This is a genomic window from Rhizobium leguminosarum, from assembly GCF_001679785.1.
Classification (GTDB): domain Bacteria; phylum Pseudomonadota; class Alphaproteobacteria; order Rhizobiales; family Rhizobiaceae; genus Rhizobium; species Rhizobium leguminosarum_R.
Window position 1 is genome coordinate 4,118,512 of record NZ_CP016286.1, and the last position, 17,586, is coordinate 4,136,097.

The window sequence follows — 17,586 nt, forward strand, 5'->3', positions numbered from 1 at the left end:
TCGTTTTCAAGCAGTCAAACTGCACCGGCGGAGCCGGTGCAGTTCCTCTTGGTCGTTGGAGGTCAGTATCAGGTGCCGGTATCCTCGCCGACGTCGGAGGCATGAGAATTGCCGCCGATGACGCTGGAGTCGACCGTATTGCTGAGCAGGTTCGCGCCCTGAACGAGCTCGAGGTGGAAACCGGAATTGGCAAGGATTGCCGAAGCGTCGGCCGCGCTCGATCCGGTGGCGTCGTCGTCGGCCTTGAGATCCCAGCTCTTGCCGTCCATCTCCATGCCTTCTGCGCTGTTGGCGGTGCCGCCATTGGCATTCAGGTGGTTCTGAGCTCCTTCGTTCTCCATCTTGATGTTCCAGGCGCTATCCTGGTCAGCCAGATGGTTCGCCTGGACGGCGCTGAAGCCGCTGTCGTTGCCTTGGCCGTTCAGCGAATCGTTGAGGATGCTGTCGACGTCGAGCGTGAAGGAGAAGTCGTCCCCGAGGTTGAAGGTGAGGTCGTGCCCGGCAACGCCGAGATTGGAGTCCTTGACGTCCTCGATGACGGCGAAGTCTGTGTCCGTCTTGTTGAAGCTGTCGGAGGTGTTGTTGCTGTCGGTAATCGTCTTCGTATCCGTCTCGGTAACGGTCTTGATGTCGGTATCGGTCACGGTCTTCGTATCGGTGTCCGTGATCGTCTTGGTGTCGGTGTCGTTGTCGCTGTACGACTTGCTGTCATAGCTCCAGTCGTAGTCGGTCTTGGTGTCGGTATCGGTGATCGTCGTGGTCTTGGTGCTCGTATCGTCGTCGGACTTGTAGCTCCAGTCATATTCGTTGTCGCGGTTGTCGCCATTATTGGTAGCGACATCGATTTCCGCCTTGACGTCGACGTCGACGCTGTTGTCGGTATTATCGCGATTGTCGCCATTGGCGACGCCGCCGACATAACCGGTCGAATCGTCGTCGATTTCAGTCGAATTGATGGCGCTGTTGGCAAAGCCGTCGGCAAGCGCCCCGGCCTTCGTGATTTCGGTGTCGTCAGACATTGCATTCTCCAGAAAAACCGGAGCAGCTTTTCGAAATCCCTCTCATCTCAAATGGGATTTTACTCGCGCTCGCTCCGATGCGGTTAACATCGGCAGATGTATTCGATACTGGTCATCTGCAGCTTTTCGCGATTTGTTGATCAAACCGTTGGTATTGGGAACATACGTACTCAGTACAAGGTCGCACATATCCGGCTCCGAATCCTGGAACGGAGAGGGAGTAGTAAGGGTTTATTTTCGTTGAGTTGCCCTAAATGGAGACCGTGTATCAAAAACGCGAGACAATACCTGGTTTCTCCATGCCGCCACTTGGACGACGATCACAGAATGCTGGAAAGAATATGGATCCGATAGATACCAATTCGGGCTAAGGCCGATTTGCCACTTCCGGCTAGCCCTGCAGTTGGAGCGTTGAGACTTCTTCAGCCGGGGCGACGCTAAGCTGCGAGAATCCAGGACTTCCGGCATTCGCCGCTGGGCTGAGGAGCAGCTTTCGAGGTCTGCCTGTCTCATATCCGACACTTCATGCATGATGAAAATATAACAATCTGTACTGAAACATTACATTTAGCTCTCATCTATAGTGAAGGCAAATATAGCCTCTAAGTATATACCGCAGTAAGAATGCAACCGTTGCTTGGTATCGTATCGTTTTTAGTCCGCTAAAACTAATTACTTTGGGCCATTTCCTTCCTTCTCAATCCGTATTAACATAATTAAGAAATGTCTAAAAAATAAAGCGATGACTTTGGGGTCGGCATTTCTTACTAACTAATACCCGCCATCGCGCCAAGTTGAGTAAAGTGTAACGCTAGGGGAGGCGTATATGTTCATGACAGGCTCAGGAATGGAGAATGCGGACCAGGGAAGGAAGTTGGGTTCGTCCGGAGATACTATATTAGTGGTAGCAAAGGCGGATCTTTTTTCAGAATGCATGGTAGAAGCACTGGCAAAGAAATTTCCGAACTGTGATGTGGCAAGCATAACGAGTACAAAGCCAATGCTGGAAAAAGATACCGGCGATATGAAACTCGTCTTATTCTACCATATACCCGGCCCGGAGCTCCATGAAGCGTTGCAGGCTGTCCGCGAAAACCACCCTGAAACCTCGATCGGACTTGTCGTCGAAGCTATCGACATGCTCGAGACTTATGTCAGCCGGCTGGTAGAAGCGCGGATCATCGATGGCGTCCTGCCGCTCAATCTGCGGCTCGATGTCTTCATGGCTGCAGTGGATTTACTGATGAAGGGCGGCGAACATTTTCCGTCAGCACTTCTCAATCGCCTCACCAACAAAAACGCCCAGCTGGAGCCTTCGCTCTATCAGACAAAATCGGTCGATGCGGCCCGCAGCAATGCGCTCAAGCTGAGACGCGACAGCATCTCCGCTTTGACCACCCGGGAGGTTCAGATCCTGGATCTCATCTGCAAGGGGACGCAGAACAAGATCATCGCCGACAAGCTGCATCTTTCCGAGAATACCGTGAAGGTTCACGTCCGCAACATCTACAAGAAGATGAACGTGCGAAACCGCACGGAAGCGGCATCCCGCTTCTTCAATGAGCATCCCGCCGGCGAAGACGACATGTCCGGCCGCTGGCGCAATTGATCTAGCGCTTTTGCTTCAGGTCGAGGGACGCGCAAAGCAGCGCGATTTTTGTCCGAAGCCGCTTGGAGAGCAGATATAGGGCGCTGAGCCGTGATAGGCTGCGGTGCGGACCGTCGGCGTAGCCGGGCGCTCGGCCCGGTTTACCGGAAAGGCGTAGGCCTTCGAGACGCGCGGCGCCTCGATCCCGCCGATGTTCTTTTTCGCGACGACCGCGATATCGTCGTCAACGACCGTGCAAGCCGTCGTTCCGATCGCAAGAAGTGCCGTTCCCCAGACGAACATCGCCGAGCGGAGGCGCCAGCCTTTGAGCTGCGTTGCGTCTTGTTTTTTCAACATACCAAACCCCTCGCATATGGCGCTTCCGGATGCAAGACCGGCGGTGCGGTTGAGCTCGGCCAATCTGCTGCGTTCCCTCATATATTAGCTGGATTGAGTGAAGCTTGAGAAGGCGGATGAGAGGCGTATTGGTGGTATAGCGTTGAAAGTGATTAATCATTTGTTACTTTAAGTATACTTGCGTAATTACTTTGGATGGTTGGAGTTTTTCAAGTTGACCTCGCCTGCGTTCGTTGTATTATTTTAATAGTAATTCGGTATCCGAAGAGTAACTACAAAGTTATTCATGGGTGGACGCTCAGTTTTATGAATATCGAGTGCGGATAACGGATGCATGCAGTGCATAAATAAAACAAAAGACTAAATACCTGGGAAGGAGTTTGTAATGCGTAGTTTCGTTCCCAACGAAGGCTATTCTAAAGTATCAGGCATACCGGTGCTCCAAGGGCGACGCACCGTCCTTGTGAATGGCGGGGGCGGCTTCCTCGGTTCGCATCTCTGCGAAAGGCTCCTGCAGCGCGGCCACAGCGTCACATGCCTCGATAATTTTTCGACCGGCCGCCGTGCGAATGTCGCTCATCTTGCATCGAACACCCGCTTCCGCATCGTCGAGCATGATGTTAGGCAGCCCTTCGATATCGAAGCATCGCTCATCTTCAATTTCGCCTCCCCCGCCTCTCCGCCCGATTATCAGCGGGATCCTGTGGGAACGCTGCTCACCAACGTGCTTGGTGCCGTCAATACCCTTGATTGCGCGCGAAAGACCGGTGCGATCGTCGTCCAGTCGTCGACGTCGGAGGTTTATGGCGACCCGATCCACAGCCCGCAGCACGAATCCTATTGCGGCAATGTCAACCCGATCGGACCGCGCGGCTGTTACGACGAAGGCAAGCGCAGCGCCGAAACGCTGTTCTTCGATTACCACAGGACTTACGGTGTCGACATCAAGGTCGGCCGCATCTTCAACACCTATGGACCCCGCATGCGCCTGGACGACGGGCGGGTGGTTTCCAATTTCATCGTACAGGCCCTGCGCAACGCGGATCTGACGATCTATGGCGATGGCCAGCAGACCCGTTCTTTCTGCTATGTCGACGATCTCATCGAGGGTTTCCTGCGTTTTTCGGCCGCCGGCAGCGCCTGCAACGGCCCGATTAACCTCGGCAATCCAGCCGAAATGACCGTTCGGCGTCTGGCGGAAATCATCCGGGACCTGACGAACTCGCGTTCCCGGATCGTCCACCTGCCTGCGGTCACCGACGACCCCCGTCAGCGGCGGCCGGATATTTCCCGGGCCATGGCCGAGCTGGGCTGGCAGCCCCGCATCGGGCTCGAAGCCGGCCTGGCTCGCACCGTCGACTATTTCGACGGACTGCTCGCCGGCACAGAGAAGGCGGAGGTCGTATGAGATGCCCTGCTACATTCTCGTCACCGGCGGCGCCGGTTTCATAGGCAGTCATATCTGCAAAGCACTGTCGCGCGCCGGCATGATCCCGGTTACCTACGATAATCTCTCGACAGGGCATGCCGACAGTGTCCGCTGGGGGCCGCTCATCCGGGCGGAACTTGCCGACGTCGCCACTCTGCGCCGGACCCTTGCGGAGTTTTCGCCCGATTGCGTCATCCATTGTGGTGCCAATGCCTATGTCGGTGAATCCGTCGAGATGCCGAGGAAATATTACCGGAACAACGTCGTCGGCAGTCTGACACTGCTCGAGGCCTGCCTCGACCAGGATATCGACCGGATCGTCTTTTCGAGCAGTTGCGCCACCTATGGCATCCCCGCCTCGCTGCCGATACTGGAGGAAAGCCCGCAGCACCCGGTCAATCCCTATGGACGCACCAAGCTGATCTTCGAAATGGCGCTCGAGGATTTTGCCGCTGCCTACGGCATCCGCTTTGCCGCACTGCGTTATTTCAACGCGGCCGGAGCCGATCCAGACGGCGAGCTCGCCGAGCGCCATCAACCCGAGACCCATCTCATCCCGCGCGCCCTTCTCGCCGCCGCCGGCAGGCTGGAGCGGCTCGATATCTTCGGCACCGATTATGCGACCGAGGACGGAACCTGTGTTCGCGACTATATTCATGTCAGCGATCTCGCGCAGGCGCATCTCGCCGCCGTCAATCATCTGATGGCGGACGGCGGCTCGCTCAGCGTCAATCTCGGCTCCGGCCGGGGCACCTCGGTGCGCGAGATTCTCGAGGCGATCCATCGCGCCAGCGGCTGCGAAGTCCCTGTGTGTTATCGCGCGCGCCGCGTCGGCGATCCGCCGATCCTCTTTGCCAATACCGCAAGGGCGAAAGCGGAACTCGGCTTCGCGCCGGTTTTCTCGGATATCGATACGATCATCCGCACCGCCGGCCCCACCTTCGGGCTGGAGATGAGGGCATGAGCAACGTTTCGCAAATCGGCCACGGCTTCAGGACGGCCAAAGCCGCCACTGCTGATGCATTCGATCTTGTTTTCACCGGCTGGAACCGTGTCGCCTATGGCTTCGGCATCCTCTGCTGGCTGACGGCACTCGGCTATTTCTGGATCTGGTGGTGCCAATCCGCCCATATCATTTCCTGGGCCACCTTCGTGCTCATCACCCTCGTGCTTGCCTGGATCACGCTTGTGCCGGCCTATTTTATCCTGATCTTTCTCGATGCGAGGACGGTCAGCCCTCGCGCGCGGCTGCCGGAAGGGCGGGTGGCTATGGTCGTCACCAAGGCGCCGTCCGAGCCCTTTGCCGTCGTCCGCACCACGCTACAGGCGATGCTCGACCAGGTCGGCGTCGATTTCGATGTCTGGCTCGCCGACGAGGACCCTTCGGAGGAAACCAGGCGCTGGTGTGCGGCGCACGGCGTGCTGATCTCCACCCGAAAGGGTGTGTCGGAGTATCATCGCACCACCTGGCCGCGCCGGACGCGTTGCAAGGAAGGCAACCTCGCCTATTTCTACGACCATTTCGGCTATGCGCGTTACGATTTCGTCGCCCAGTTCGATGCCGACCATGTGCCGACGCCGACCTACCTCCGTGAAGTTCTGCGCCCCTTCGCCGATCCTGAGATCGGCTATGTCTCCGCTCCGAGCATTTGCGATGCCAATGCCGGGACAAGCTGGGCGGCGCGTGGCAGGCTCTATGCGGAGGCAAGCCTGCACGGTTCGCTGCAGACGGGTTACAATAATGGCTGGGCGCCTCTTTGCATCGGCTCCCATTATGCGGTCCGCACCGCCGCCCTTCGTCAGATCGGCGGCCTCGGCCCGGAACTTGCGGAAGACCATTCGACGACGCTGATGATGAATGCCGGCGGCTGGCGTGGCTTGCATGCCGTCGATGCGATCGCGCATGGCGACGGACCGGCAAATTTCACCGACCTCGTCGTCCAGGAATTCCAGTGGTCGCGCAGCCTGGTCACCATTCTGTTGCAACATTCCAGCCGCCACATCATGCACCTGCCCTGGCGGCTGAGGTTCCAGTTCGTGTTCTCGCAACTCTGGTACCCGCTCTTTTCGGCCTTCATGGCCATGATGTTCCTGCTGCCGGTTGCCGCGCTGCTGACGGGCCGTGTCTTCGTCAATGTCACCTATCCGGATTTCCTGCTGCATTTCGTGCCGATGTCGATCGTGCTGACGCTGTTTGCCTTCTTCTGGCGGGCAACGGCAACCTTCAGGCCGCACGATGCGAAATTGCTCGGCTGGGAAGGGCTTGCCTTCATCTTTCTGCGTTGGCCGTGGTCGCTGGCCGGCAGCCTTGCCGCTGTCCGCGACTATATCTGCGGCTCCTTCGTCGATTTCCGCATCACGCCGAAGGGAAGGCAGCAGCAGCGGTCTTTGCCGCTGCGCGTCATCGCGCCTTATATCGGGCTCGCCGGCCTTTCCGCCGCCGCAATGATGCTTGCGACCGATGCCGCGGCCGCCCAGGGTTTTTATGTTTTCGCCATGATGAACCTCTCGGTCTATCTGTCGCTGACGGCGCTGATCGTCGTTCGCCATGCGGTCGAAAACGATCTGCCGCTGCTGCCGCAATCGCGCGGGCTGTGGCTTGCGACAGCCACCGGGCTGGCGATTTTCGTCGCCGGCGGCACGCAGGCGGGGAGCCACGGCCTGCGCGGCCTTGAAGCTCTTTCGCACGGCCAGACGTTTGTCAGTTTCACCGAAACGCAATTTGCCGTGGCCGGCGCCGGCCTCGGCGGTGGCAAGACCAGGATCGTGAAATTCCACCTGAGATGGAATGGTTTCGGCAGAACCGGCCGAGACGAACAGGGTGCGTGAGCCGGCGGAACCGGCAAGTGTCGAGTATGGAGGATGTAATGAGTATCGGATCGAGACTATGGGGAGCAGCGCTTGCTCTCAGCCTGTGCCTGCCGGTGGCAGCGCACGGCGCCGAGGTTGCCAAAAAGAACGCGCCGACGCCGCTCAGCGCCTATGAGCTCTATCGGATCTACGGCGACAAGACCTGGACCTGGAACACCGGCGGCGGCCGTTTCTTCGATGACGGCCGGCGGTTCGTCGCCTGGAGCAACGACAAGGGGAAGCCGTCCTTCGCCGAAGGCAGATGGGTGGTCGACGATCTCGGTCAGCTCTGCATGCGCGCCACCTGGACGAATGCCGAGGGCGCGGCCCGCGCCAGCACCTGTTTCGGTCACCGCAAGATCGGCAATACGATCTACCAGCGGCGCCAGCCGGACGGCAAGTGGTACGTCTTCCGCCATGCATCGGTGCGTGAGGGTGATGAGTTCCAGAAGCTTGTTCCCACGGATACCGTGAGCGCGAAGGCAAGCGAACTGAAGCAGATCCTGCTGAGCCAGGAAGTAGCCCGAAAAGGAGGGTGAGCCATGAAGAAGCTGATGAACAAAAACCTCTCGACCGCCGCAATAGCGCTGCTGCTATTGTGTGTCGCGGATCTGCCGGGCCGAAGCGAAGTGCAATATGCCGGCATTGCTCCGAACCCGGCGGCGGCCGTGCGGACGATCATCGACAAGCGCCCCGTCCTTCATGCCGAGGGGATCAAGTTCGGTGCCTACGATCCGCACGGCGATTTCGGCGCACAGGCGAATGTCGCGACCGAAGCCCTGTTCCTGCCGTGGGAGGACGTCGACCTCGAGACGTTGCGCATCGCCGATGCCTATGCACAGGCCAGAGGCCGCAACCTGCTGATCACCGTGGAGCCATGGTCCTGGGACGTCGATTGGCGGCTGACCTCCGCCGAGCTTCGCGCAAAGGTTCTGCGCGGTGATTATGATGTCAACATGCGTGCGATCGCGCAGATGATATCGGCGCTGAAAAGCCCGGTGATCGTCCGCTGGGGGCAGGAGATGGAAGACAAGTCGAGGCGGTTTTCATGGTCCGGCTGGAACCCGCAGGACTATATCACGGCCTACAGGCGGATGATGGACATCGTCCGCCAGGAGGCGCCCGGTACCGAGCTCATGTGGTCGCCGAAGGGAGAGCCTGGCCTCGAGGCCTATTATCCCGGCGACGATTACGTCGACCTCGTCGGGCTCTCGGTCTTCGGCCTGCAGCGCTACGACGAGCTTGCCTATAATGAGCACCGGACCTTCTCTGAAGCGCTGAAGCAGGGATATGATCTCGTTGCCGGCTACGGCAAGCCCATCTGGGTGGCGGAGCTCGGCTATGAAGGCGGCGACGCCTATATGAAGCCGTGGATCGAAACGGTTACGTTGAAGCAGAGCGCCTTCCCGAATCTGCAGGAAGTGGTCTATTTCAACGACCGGGATGTGCACGCCTGGCCCTTCGATCTCGGCCGGCCGGACTGGCGCGTGGTCAAAAGTCTGGCTAACTGATAGCCGGAAATCAGAAAGGCCCGCCGGGGTGTTGCGGGCCTCTCCTCTCACGTCCGGCGACCGATCATCCCTTGATCGTTGCCTTACCCTCTTCGATGAGCCGGGTTGCCGCATCAGCGGGCGAGACCCGTTCGAAGGCGAGTTCGTCACAAATGGGGCGCAGCACACGCTGGTCGAATTGGGTTGCGCCCATCGGCACCGGCGGCGGATATTCGCCGACCTGATCCTTGAGCAGGTTCACGTATTTGATCGTCTCCTGCTCCGTCGGGTTAAGCTGCGGCAGGATGGCTTCGCGCACGGTAGGCGACATTGGCACGCCGCGTTCCACACCGAGAATCTTGCCGGCTTCGGGATCGTTGACAAAGAAGCTGATGAACTTCGCGGCAGCTTCGCCCTGCTTGGTCGTCGCCCCCACACTCCAGATCAATGCCGGACGGTAATAATGGCCGGATGGACCGCCCTTCTTTTCACGCGGCAGCATGGTGATTCCGAGCTTGTTCTTGATGATCAGCTGATAGCCGATCATCTGGTTGGAATAGGCCATGCCGATCACTGATTTGCCGAGACCAAGGCTATTGGTGTCGATCGTATTCTGATCGAGCGTCTGCACGTCGGCAGCAACAGTGCCACCCGCTTTGCGCAGCTTCTCCCAGTAGTCGAACCATTCCCTGGCATCGTCGGCCGTGAAGCCGAGCCCAACGCTTTCCCTCGCAAAAAGACTCTTGCCACGCTGGCGCAGCCAGGCATCGAACACGTAGGCGTAGCGTGCCGCATAGGGGCCGCCGCTCTTGCCGGAGGACTTGGAGAGTTCTACGGCGAGCTTGGCATACTCATCCCAGGTGAGGTCGGGGGTCGGCAGAGGGATGCCCGCCTTTTCGAATTCGACTGTGTCGAAGAACATCGAGAAGGAGTTGAGGCCGAGGCCGACGCCATAGAGCTTGCCGTCGATGGTGGTCAGTTTCAGCATGTCGGCGCCGAAGGACTGGACGTCCAGCACGGAGGGGACGAATTCATCGAGTGGCAGGCAGGCGCCGCGCTTCGAATAGTCTGAGATTGTTCCCGGCTCGAGCTGGAAGATGTCGGCGATCGAGCGGCCGGCCATCTGCGTTGCGAGCTTTGTCCAGTAGCCGTCGCCCGAAAGCGATTCACCGACGACTGTGACGCCAGGCGATTTCGACTGATAGAGCTTGGCAACCTCGAGCGTGCGCTTGGCGCGGTCGTTGGACCCCCACCACATGGCGCGTAGCTGTGCGTCTTCGGCAAGGGCCGGAATGGCGCTTCCGGCGCCGAAGGCGAGGCCGGCGGCCGCGCCGGCTGAGCCCATCAGGAATGAACGGCGATTGACCTGCATGATATCCTCCTTGTTCCAACATGCCCGCTGCCATCCTCCAATGGCGTTGTCAGGGCATTTCAGCAAATAGACTACGCAAAAAAATTTTATTTGCAAGAACCACCCATTTTCTTGCAAATTTGCATTATTTGCATAATGTTTGCTCCATGAACGACCAAAAAATCAGACGGCCGCGTCAGGCCGATATAGCCACATTGGCCGGTGTCTCGGTCTCCACGGTGTCACGCGTGCTCGCCAACGAACCTGGTATCAGCGAAAGCGTGCGCCGGCAGATATTGAAGGTGGCGGCCGAGAACGGCTATCCCGTCAAGCCTGCTTCCGAAGCCGTTGCGGGGGGACTGGCGCTGATTGCCAGCGACGGCGTCACCGGCACCCTCAGCGTCTTTTATGAAGCGATCGTCGACGGCCTTCGCGCCGGCGCTGCCGAAGCGGGCATGCCCTTCGAAGTCCGGCTGGTCCGCGAGGATCGAACCACCCCGGATGCCGTGCGCGACTATATGCAGACCGCGAGCGCTGACGGTCTCTTTCTCGTCGGTATCGATCCGAACGACATGTTGCGCGACTGGCTGCAAGCCAGCATGACCCCCACCGTTCTTGTCAACGGCACCGATCCGAGGATGCAGTTCGATGGCGTTTCGCCGGCTAATTTCTTTGGCGCCTATGAGGCGACCAGCCGGCTGATAGAGGCCGGCCATCGCCGCATCCTGCATCTGAGCGGCTCTCACCGCCATACGATCCGGGAGCGCGTGCGCGGTTTCGAGGCGGCGATCGCCGCCGTCCCTGGCGCCGAGGGCCGTCTCGTGTCCCTGGCCCTTCAAGGCAGCGCCAGCCGAGAGGCGCATGAACGTACGACAGAAGCACTTGCCGAGAATGCCGGTTTTACCGCCGCCTTCTGCATGAATGATTTCATTGCCGTCGGCGTGCTCGAGGCTGTGACCGAGGCCGGCCTGCGCGTGCCGGAGGATTTCGCGATCGTCGGCTTCGACGATCTGCCCTGCGCGCTGATGACCAATCCACGGCTGTCCACCATGCGCGTCGATCGCGCCGCTCTCGGGCGCGAAGCCGTTTCGCTGATGCTATCCCGTTTCCGCAACAGGACGGCCTCTGCGCGCCACATCTGCCAGGCGGTCGTTCCTATTCCGGGAGGGACCGTTCCGAACATCGAAAACCCCCCGTGAGTGATACCGATGACCTATGATCCCGCCAGCGCCAACCCGCTCGCAGGCAATCCGCTGGAAACCCGCGCCGATATGAGCCGTGCCCTGCTCGCGCTCTTCGATCCGCTGCTTGCCTGTTTTTCGAAGGGTAATGCCCGCGTCAGGCTCAATGGCGCCGCCGCCCATTTCGACCGGGCAGCCGCCGATCTCGAAGGTTTCGCCCGCCCGCTCTGGGGACTGGCGCCGCTCGGCGCCGGCGGTGGAGACTTTGCCCATTGGCATCGTTTTGCCGAGGGTCTCGCAAACGGCACCGATCCCGCCCATCCCGAATATTGGGGAACGGTCAATAGCCGCGATCAGCGCATGGTCGAACTTGCCGCTCTCGGTTTTGCCCTGGCGCTGGTGCCGGAAAAGATCTGGGAGCCGCTCGATGCGCGGGCCCGCGGCAATGTCGTCGCCTACCTCAAGCATGTCAGGCAGTTCGACTATGCCGACAACAACTGGAAATTCTTCCGGATCTTCGTCGATATCGCGCTCGATCGTCTCGGCGCCGATTTCGACCGCAGCCTGACGCGGCAATATCTCGAGGAGCTCGAAGGCTTCTATATCGGTGACGGCTGGTATCGCGACGGAAATGTGCGCCGCATCGACCACTACATTCCCTTCGCCATGCATTTTTATGGCCTGATCTATTCGAAGCTCGTCGACGACGATTATGCAAAGCGCTACCGCGAGCGCGCGGTCCTCTTCGCTCGGGATTTCCGGCATTGGTTTGCCGCCGACGGGGCGACGATCCCCTTCGGCCGCAGCCTGACCTATCGCTTTGCCTGCGCCGGCTTCTGGTCGGCGCTCGCCTTTGCCGATGTCGAGGCGCTGCCCTGGGGCGAGGTCAAGCATCTTTGCCTGCAGCATCTGCGCTGGTGGAAAGACAGGCCGATTGCCGATCGCGACGGCGTGCTGTCGATCGGTTTCGGCTACCCGAACCTGCTGATGTCGGAGAGCTACAATTCAGCCGGTTCGCCCTACTGGGCATTGAAGGCTTTCCTGCCGCTCGCGATCGCCAATGATCATCCCTTCTGGACCGCTAGGGAAAAGGAGCCGCAGCAGGCGCCCGATGTCGTCCCCCAGCGTCATCCCGGCATGGTGATCATGCGGGCGGGCGGCGATGTCGTGGCGCTGTCTTCCGGCCAGGAAAACCTGCAGATGCGGTGCGGCACGGAAAAATATGCGAAGTTCGCGTATTCCGCCCGCTACGGCTTCAGCGTCGAGGCCGATGAGCGTGCCTTTGCGCTTGCCGCCTTCGATTCAGCGCTTGCCTTCAGCGATGACGGCCTGCACTACCGCGTGCGCGAAACGAATGAGGAAGCCAAGATCGCAGGCGAGGTGCTGTATGCGAAATGGTCGCCTTTTGCCGATGTCGACGTCGAAACCTGGCTCGTGCCCGCCGCACCCTGGCATATCCGTCTCCATAGGATCAGGACAAGCCGGCCGTTGCGGATTGCCGAAGGCGGATTTGCCATCGGCCGCCGGGATTTCGAGCTGGATACGCTGTCCGCTTCGGCTGGCGTTGCCTATGCGATCGGCGAAGCCGATTTCACCGGCATTCTCGATCTCGGCTCTTCGGTCAAACGTTCGGGTATTGTCCAGAAGGCAATGCCCAACACCAATGTGATCGTCGCGAAAACCCTGGTGCCGCAGCTGCGCGGGCAGATTCCGGCCGGCGAAACCATCCTGGTGACGGCAGTGCTAGCGCTTGACGATCCCGCCGCCCTCTCGTCCGCCTGGGCGAGACCGCCAAAAGCGCCTGAGATTGCGGCGCTGGAGGCCCTGGTGAGGGAAAAGGGTGTGACAGTCAGCGCCATCGAAGCGCCCGGACAAATGCCATGAGCCAGCCGGCCATTGTCCTTGCCATGCAACCGTCGCGCACGCAGCACGTCCTGCCGGATGAGGTCCTGCGCCGGCTGAGCGGCATCGGTCGCCTGCTGGATTCCAAGCCGCTGCAGCGCTTCGACGACGAGCGTGCGAAACGTCTGCTGGCCGAGGCGGAAATCCTGATCACCGGCTGGGGCGGGCCCTATGTCGGGCCCGAAATTCCCGCCGCGGCGCCGCATCTCAAGTTCATCGTTCATGCGGCGGGCACGGTAAAGGGTGTCATCGACGACGCCATCTTCGAAGCCGGTATCCCGGTCAGCCATTCGGCTGAGGCCAACGCCGTGCCGGTGGCCGAATTCACGCTGGCGGCGATCATCTTCGCCGGCAAGCGCGTCTTCCGTTTCCGCGACCTCTACGTTGCCGACCGAAACCGCAACCGGACACATTTGATGCAGCGTGAAGCGATCGGAAACTACCGCCGCACCGTTGGCATCGTCGGCGCTTCGCGCATCGGCCGGCGCGTGATCGAGCTTTTGAGACCCTTCGACTATAGACTGCTGCTTTCCGATCCGACGCTTGATGCCGCCGAGGCCGCCGGCCTCGGAACGGAAAAGGTCGATCTCGACGAATTGCTGCGGCAATCGGATATCGTTTCCCTGCATGCGCCGTCGCTGCCGTCGACACAGCATATGATAGATGCGCGAAGGCTGTCGCTGATGAAGGACGGCGCGACGCTCATCAACACGGCGCGCGGCATTCTCATCGATGAGGCCGCCCTGCTTTCAGCGCTGAAGACCGGCCGCATCGACGCGGTCCTCGACGTCACAGATCCGGAGATCCCGGATGCGGGCTCTTCTTTCTACGATATGCCGAACGTCTTTCTGACACCGCATATTGCCGGCGCCATCGGGCTGGAACGGACCCGTCTCGGCGAGATGGCGGTGGATGAGATAGAGCGCTTCGTGACCGGCAAGCCGCTGCTTTACCAGATCCACCAGGCAAATCTCGAAAACATCGCCTGAGGCGCGTCGAGCGGCTTCGAGCAATTCCAGCAAAAGTGCGCAGCGGTTTTGCTGGAAATTGCGTAAAAACAACGCTCTAGCGAAGGGTATCAGCGCGACGTCCTCAGCGAATTTGGCGAACCGTCATTGGCAAGTTCAGGCATGAGATCGGCAATCTCGACCACCTTGCCGGTGCGCGAGCTCTCGAGCGCCGCAATGCCGCAGAGCACCGACATGGCACCCGCCCGCGTGCCGGCGCGCTGGGCGAGCCTGTCTTCCGTATCGGGCTTGAAGATCATGTTGCGCATCCGGTCGTCGCCACCGTAATGGCCGCCGGTGAAATGCGGAACGACGATGCGCTCCACTGCCTCCTTACCATCAGGGAAATTGCGGATGAGCAGGATCGTGTCCTGCTTCGGCTCTTCCCAGGGCTGGGCTTCATACTGGCGAAGCTCGATCCGCCCTTTGGTGCCGTTGAAGGCAAGGTGATGGCCTTCGATCGGCTGGAAGGTGTTCAGCGAATAGGAGACATGGACGTTGTTGCGGTACCGGAGCGACACCACCATCGTATCGGGAATGTCGATGTCCTCGCGGAAGACGCAGCCGTCACGGAAGTAGCCGTCGATCTTCGAGGGATCCTCGTAGAGTGAATCAAGGAAGGGATCGGCCTCGAGATCGAGATAGTAGTCGCATTCATGCGCGTGCGGACAGAGCTTGCAGCGCGGGCCGCGGAACGGGCCCTTGCGGCCGTAATTCTGCAGGTCGGCGAAGGAGGTGACGGCCTCGGGATCGCTGTCGAGATACCAGTTCAGCAGATCGAAATGATGCGTCGCCTTGTGGACGAACAGACTGCCGGAATTTTCCGTATAGGCATGCCAGCGGCGGAAGTAGTCGGCGCCGTGCTTGGTGTTCAGATACCAATGAAAATCGACCGACGTGACCCGGCCGATCTCGCCGGCATTCAGCAATTCCTTGATCTTCGCAGCCGTCGGCGCATAGCGATAGTTGAAGGACACATCGACCCGGCGACCAGTGCGCTTTTCGGCATCCAGAATCCGGCGAATCTTTTCGACCGAGGTCGTCATTGGCTTTTCGGTAATGACATCGATGCCGGACTCCAGCGCCCGCACGACGATATCGTCATGCGTATGGTCGGGCGTACAGACGATGACGAGATCCGGCTTCTGCTCAGCAAGCATCGAATCGATGTTTTCGTAGAGCGGCGCATTGCTGCCGATCATGTTGCGGGCGCGCTCGCCGCGCAGCGAATTCTTCTCGACGATCGCGGTCAGGTCGACATGTTCGCGCCAGCCGGCAAGCAGATCCTTGCCCCACATGGTGGTGCCGCGGTTTCCCGTACCGATCAGGGCAAAACGGCGTTTCTCCATCGAATGATCCTCCTGCATGCGTGATGAAACTTATAATGAAAATCAGGCCTGGCAGCAGCTCCTGAAGCGCTCGACGCAGGTGGCGATCACTTCGTCGGCCGGGCGTTTCCACCAGTTTTCGGCCGAAAAGATCTCCACCTCCTGAGCGCCGAAGAAACCGGCGGCCTCCACCATCCGTCTTATGCCTTTGAGGTCGATCACACCATCGCCCATCATGCCGCGGTCGAGCAGCATGTCCTTTGTCGGCACCAGCCAGTCGCAGATGTGATGGGCGAAGATGCGTTTCATGCGGCCGGCGCGGGCGATCTGGTTGGCAAGATCGGGATCCCACCAGACATGGTAGACATCGACCGCAACACCGACATCCTCGCCGAGCTGCTCGCACATATCGAGCGCCTGACCGAGCGTGTTCACGCAGGCACGGTCGGCGGCATACATGGGATGCAGCGGTTCAATGGCGAGCTTCACGCCGGCAGCCTGCGCATGCGGCAAAACGGCGGCAATGCCGTCGAACACCATCTGGCGGGCGGCGACGATGTCCTTCGAAGCGCCCGGCAGGCCGCCGACGACGAGCACGAGGCAATCGGCGGAAAACGCTGCCGCCTCATCGATGGCCCGCCTGTTGTTGTCGAGGTTTTTCTGCCAGTCGGCATCGTTTGCCGCCGGAAAGAAGCCGCCGCGGCAAAGGCCGGTCAGCTTGATGCCGTTCGACTTGACGATACGCACCGCCTCGTCGAGACCGACCTTGGCGACCTGGTCGCGCCAGGGGGCGATCGCGGTGATGCCGTGTTTCAGGCAGATATCGACGGCCTCGGCAAAACCGCATTGCTCGCGGATCGTCGCCAGGTTGATCGAAAGTCCTTCGACCTGCATGTCATTTTCCTCCCGTTCCGCGTGTTTCAGTTGACGCCGTGGACGGCAAGCACCTGTTTCATGCGCGCCGTTGCGAGTTCCGGATCGGCGAGAACCCGGGCCTTGTCGGCCAGGCGGAAAAGTTCGGCCAGATGCGTCAGCGAGCGGGTGCTCTGCTGGCCGCCGACCATGACGAAATGATCCTGCAGGCCGTTGAGATAGGCGAGGAAGACGACGCCGGTCTTGTAGAAGCGGGTCGGCGCCTTGAAGATGTGGCGCGACAGCGGCACGGTCGGCTCCAGCAGATCGAAGAATTCATGGTTGCTCTTGCGGCCGAGCGCTTCGAGGGCTGCCGAGGCAGCCGGAGCGATGGCATCGAAAATGCCGAGCAGCGCGTCGGAATGGCCCTCTTCGTCACCGGCGATCAATTCCGCGTAGTTGAAATCGTCGCCGGTATACATGCGCACGCCTTTCGGCAGCCGGCGGCGCATCGCCACTTCCTTCTCCTTGGACAGCAGCGAGATCTTGATGCCGTCGACCTTGCCGGCATGGGCTTCGATCACCTCGAGGCAGGTGGACATGGCTTGGATATGATCACCATTGCCCCAGTAACCTTCGAGCGCCGGATCGAACATTTCACCGAGCCAATGGATGATGACGGGTTCCTTGACCTGGCGAAGGATCCGGTCATAGACGCGGATATAGTCGTCCGGCCCTTTGGCGGCGGCGGCAAGCGCCCGGCTCGCCATCAGGATGATGCGGCCGCCGGCCGCCTCCACGGTTTCGATCTGCTCCTCATAGGCCCTGAGGATCGTGTCGACGGTGACGTCGGGTCCCGGCGTCAGATGGTCGGTGCCGGCGCCGCAGGCGATCAGCGCATCCTTGCGGCCGGCCGCCTCACTGAGCGCCCGGCGGATGAGGTCGCGCGCTTCCGGCCAGCCGAGCCCCATGCCGCGCTGCGCCGTATCCATCGCTTCGGCAACGCCGAGGCCGAGATCCCAGAGGCGGTGGCGGAAGGCCAGCGTGCGCTCCCAATCGATCGCCGGCGTCAGCCACGGATCGTTGTCGGCGAGCGGATCGGCGACGACATGGGCGGCGGCAAAGGCGATGCGCGGAAAGGCCTTGGCGTCGCGCTTGGCGAGCGCGATCGGCGTGCCGGTCAGCGTATAGGGAACGATCTTGCCGTCGAGAGGGAGATTGATCGTCGTCAC

15 protein-coding genes are annotated in these 17,586 nt (G+C 60.2%); 9 read left to right on the plus strand and 6 right to left on the minus strand.

Annotation, left to right across the window (positions count from 1 at the left end):
• Nucleotides 1-68: 68 nt before the first annotated feature.
• Nucleotides 69-1,019, minus strand: coding sequence for a fibrinogen-binding protein (locus BA011_RS20030; RefSeq protein ID WP_065281723.1), 951 nt, complete (start codon nt 1,017-1,019; stop codon nt 69-71).
• Between the two features lie 826 nt (nt 1,020-1,845).
• On the opposite strand from BA011_RS20030, the gene BA011_RS20035 reads away from it, so the two are divergent.
• Entirely contained in the window at nt 1,846-2,628 is a 783-nt protein-coding gene (locus BA011_RS20035; RefSeq protein WP_017962682.1) for a helix-turn-helix transcriptional regulator, read from the plus strand.
• Nucleotides 2,629-2,643: 15 nt separating this feature from the next.
• Here the strand turns inward: BA011_RS20035 and BA011_RS20040 are convergent, their stop codons facing one another.
• Nucleotides 2,644-2,964 carry a hypothetical protein gene (locus BA011_RS20040; RefSeq protein WP_065282605.1) on the minus strand — a complete coding sequence of 107 codons (321 nt, stop codon included), beginning with the start codon at nt 2,962-2,964 and terminating at the stop codon, nt 2,644-2,646.
• 385 nt (nt 2,965-3,349) lie between these two features.
• On the opposite strand from BA011_RS20040, the gene BA011_RS20045 reads away from it, so the two are divergent.
• From BA011_RS20045 to BA011_RS20065, 5 genes are read left to right on the plus strand one after another with little or no spacing between them, the layout of a single operon-like run.
• Nucleotides 3,350-4,372 (plus strand): UDP-glucuronic acid decarboxylase family protein, encoded by a 1,023-nt coding sequence (locus tag BA011_RS20045; RefSeq protein ID WP_065281724.1) that lies wholly within the window; start codon nt 3,350-3,352, stop codon nt 4,370-4,372.
• A gap of 1 nt (nt 4,373) precedes the next feature.
• Nucleotides 4,374-5,357 (plus strand): UDP-glucose 4-epimerase GalE, encoded by a 984-nt coding sequence (galE, locus tag BA011_RS20050; RefSeq protein ID WP_065281725.1) that lies wholly within the window; start codon nt 4,374-4,376, stop codon nt 5,355-5,357.
• Entirely contained in the window at nt 5,354-7,222 is a 1,869-nt protein-coding gene (locus tag BA011_RS20055; protein WP_065281726.1) for a glycosyltransferase family 2 protein, read from the plus strand. Before galE ends, BA011_RS20055 begins: the two co-directional genes overlap by 4 nt.
• A gap of 38 nt (nt 7,223-7,260) precedes the next feature.
• Complete coding sequence (locus tag BA011_RS20060; RefSeq protein ID WP_065281727.1) at nt 7,261-7,782, plus strand: DUF995 domain-containing protein; 522 nt, start codon at nt 7,261-7,263, stop codon at nt 7,780-7,782.
• 3 nt (nt 7,783-7,785) lie between these two features.
• Entirely contained in the window at nt 7,786-8,754 is a 969-nt protein-coding gene (locus BA011_RS20065; RefSeq protein ID WP_065281728.1) for a glycoside hydrolase family 26 protein, read from the plus strand.
• Between the two features lie 64 nt (nt 8,755-8,818).
• Here BA011_RS20065 and BA011_RS20070 read toward each other — a convergent pair whose 3' ends face one another.
• The gene (locus BA011_RS20070; RefSeq protein ID WP_065281729.1) at nt 8,819-10,105 is read right to left on the minus strand and encodes an ABC transporter substrate-binding protein; all 1,287 of its coding nucleotides are present in this window, start codon (nt 10,103-10,105) and stop codon (nt 8,819-8,821) included.
• Between the two features lie 146 nt (nt 10,106-10,251).
• Between BA011_RS20070 and BA011_RS20075 the strand changes: the two genes are divergently transcribed.
• From BA011_RS20075 to BA011_RS20085, 3 genes are read left to right on the plus strand one after another with little or no spacing between them, the layout of a single operon-like run.
• Entirely contained in the window at nt 10,252-11,283 is a 1,032-nt protein-coding gene (locus tag BA011_RS20075; protein ID WP_065281730.1) for a LacI family DNA-binding transcriptional regulator, read from the plus strand.
• A gap of 9 nt (nt 11,284-11,292) precedes the next feature.
• Nucleotides 11,293-13,149 (plus strand): DUF2264 domain-containing protein, encoded by a 1,857-nt coding sequence (locus BA011_RS20080; RefSeq protein ID WP_065281731.1) that lies wholly within the window; start codon nt 11,293-11,295, stop codon nt 13,147-13,149.
• Complete coding sequence (locus BA011_RS20085) at nt 13,146-14,156, plus strand: hydroxyacid dehydrogenase (protein ID WP_065281732.1); 1,011 nt, start codon at nt 13,146-13,148, stop codon at nt 14,154-14,156. The genes BA011_RS20080 and BA011_RS20085 overlap by 4 nt, the downstream gene beginning before the upstream one ends.
• An 89-nt stretch (nt 14,157-14,245) precedes the next feature.
• On the opposite strand, the gene BA011_RS20090 is transcribed toward BA011_RS20085, so the two are convergent.
• Genes BA011_RS20090 through BA011_RS20100 form a run of 3 tightly spaced genes read right to left on the minus strand, consistent with a single transcriptional unit; the run spans nt 14,246 to nt 17,586 of the window.
• A complete protein-coding gene (locus tag BA011_RS20090) occupies nt 14,246-15,523 on the minus strand; it encodes a Gfo/Idh/MocA family protein (RefSeq protein ID WP_065281733.1) in 1,278 nt (425 codons plus the stop codon).
• A 42-nt stretch (nt 15,524-15,565) separates the two neighbouring features.
• Nucleotides 15,566-16,396 (minus strand): sugar phosphate isomerase/epimerase family protein, encoded by an 831-nt coding sequence (locus BA011_RS20095; protein ID WP_065281734.1) that lies wholly within the window; start codon nt 16,394-16,396, stop codon nt 15,566-15,568.
• Nucleotides 16,397-16,422: 26 nt separating this feature from the next.
• Complete coding sequence (locus BA011_RS20100; RefSeq protein ID WP_065281735.1) at nt 16,423-17,586, minus strand: dihydrodipicolinate synthase family protein; 1,164 nt, start codon at nt 17,584-17,586, stop codon at nt 16,423-16,425.

Bases quoted from the DNA above. Each gene is read 5' to 3' on its own strand.
- BA011_RS20065 (WP_065281728.1), top strand. From the start codon at position 7,786: ATGAAGAAGCTGATGAACAAAAACCTCTCGACCGCCGCAATAGCGCTG.
- BA011_RS20060 (WP_065281727.1), top strand. From the start codon at position 7,261: ATGAGTATCGGATCGAGACTATGGGGAGCAGCGCTTGCTCTCAGCCTG.
- BA011_RS20075 (WP_065281730.1), top strand. From the start codon at position 10,252: ATGAACGACCAAAAAATCAGACGGCCGCGTCAGGCCGATATAGCCACA.
- BA011_RS20095 (WP_065281734.1), bottom strand. From the start codon at position 16,396: ATGCAGGTCGAAGGACTTTCGATCAACCTGGCGACGATCCGCGAGCAA.
- BA011_RS20080 (WP_065281731.1), top strand. From the start codon at position 11,293: ATGACCTATGATCCCGCCAGCGCCAACCCGCTCGCAGGCAATCCGCTG.
- BA011_RS20035 (WP_017962682.1), top strand. From the start codon at position 1,846: ATGTTCATGACAGGCTCAGGAATGGAGAATGCGGACCAGGGAAGGAAG.
- BA011_RS20090 (WP_065281733.1), bottom strand. From the start codon at position 15,523: ATGGAGAAACGCCGTTTTGCCCTGATCGGTACGGGAAACCGCGGCACC.
- BA011_RS20040 (WP_065282605.1), bottom strand. From the start codon at position 2,964: ATGTTGAAAAAACAAGACGCAACGCAGCTCAAAGGCTGGCGCCTCCGC.
- BA011_RS20045 (WP_065281724.1), top strand. From the start codon at position 3,350: ATGCGTAGTTTCGTTCCCAACGAAGGCTATTCTAAAGTATCAGGCATA.
- BA011_RS20055 (WP_065281726.1), top strand. From the start codon at position 5,354: ATGAGCAACGTTTCGCAAATCGGCCACGGCTTCAGGACGGCCAAAGCC.
- galE (WP_065281725.1), top strand. From the start codon at position 4,374: ATGCCCTGCTACATTCTCGTCACCGGCGGCGCCGGTTTCATAGGCAGT.
- BA011_RS20030 (WP_065281723.1), bottom strand. From the start codon at position 1,019: ATGTCTGACGACACCGAAATCACGAAGGCCGGGGCGCTTGCCGACGGC.
- BA011_RS20085 (WP_065281732.1), top strand. From the start codon at position 13,146: ATGAGCCAGCCGGCCATTGTCCTTGCCATGCAACCGTCGCGCACGCAG.
- BA011_RS20070 (WP_065281729.1), bottom strand. From the start codon at position 10,105: ATGCAGGTCAATCGCCGTTCATTCCTGATGGGCTCAGCCGGCGCGGCC.